General features: G+C 44.1%; 1 protein-coding gene. It reads right to left on the bottom strand.

Annotated features, from left to right (window positions below; genetic code table 11):
* Positions 1-163: 163 nt before the first annotated feature.
* A partial coding sequence (locus tag ACT3R4_RS18450; RefSeq protein WP_496201877.1) for a hypothetical protein occupies positions 164-717 on the bottom strand: 554 nt, incomplete at its 5' end.

Here is a 717-nt window from a genome sequence, read left to right on the forward strand (position 1 = left end):
TGTGCATTTTTAACATAAAAAGTTTTTGCTGCGAATTATTTTATTTTTATCGAGTTGCGATTAGAGGGGCTTGTTGGCTACTATTTTTTTGATGTGTTGATATAAAGCTCCGCTTAGCAGCGTTTTCGTTATTTATACGATTAAAGTCTTCAGTAGACTCTGATTAAACTTTTGAGTTAACAAAGCGTTTACCAAGGTTAGCGAAGTCTTCACTGGACATTAATATTTCAAAAATATCTTCAGGAGCCCCTTTGCCTTCGGCGCGGTGGGTCATAAAGTTGAAATCCATCTCGATCAGGTGTTCAAGGCGTGGTGCATAGAAATCGGGGTATTGTGCCTGCATGATAGGGGGCAGCTCGTTGTAATTACCCAGCACTTCTTTAAAGAATTCGGTCATTTTCCCGGTTTGGCTGTACTCCAATTTTCCGCGAGCTATAACTGCCTGTTTCCATTCCTGTCGCTGGTCATAATCTTCTTGCCAAGCTGCACGTCGCTCATTGGCCGTAAATGTTCCGCTATCGTCATAAATAATCAGTACTAATTGATCTTGAGACAAGCCGCTAAAGGGATTGCTACCTCTGCCATTAACAAAGGAGGTGGCCTGTTTTGCTCGCTCCAAGAGTTCTGGGTCATCGGTGTTGGGCACTTCGGCGTCGTATCGTGCTCGGTTATTATGGTAGCCTTGGCCGGTAATCTGGCTGAGCAGTGCATCGGCTC

The organism is Halomonas sp. AOP7-E1-9, assembly GCF_052376035.1.
Lineage (GTDB): Bacteria > Pseudomonadota > Gammaproteobacteria > Pseudomonadales > Halomonadaceae > Vreelandella > Vreelandella citrativorans.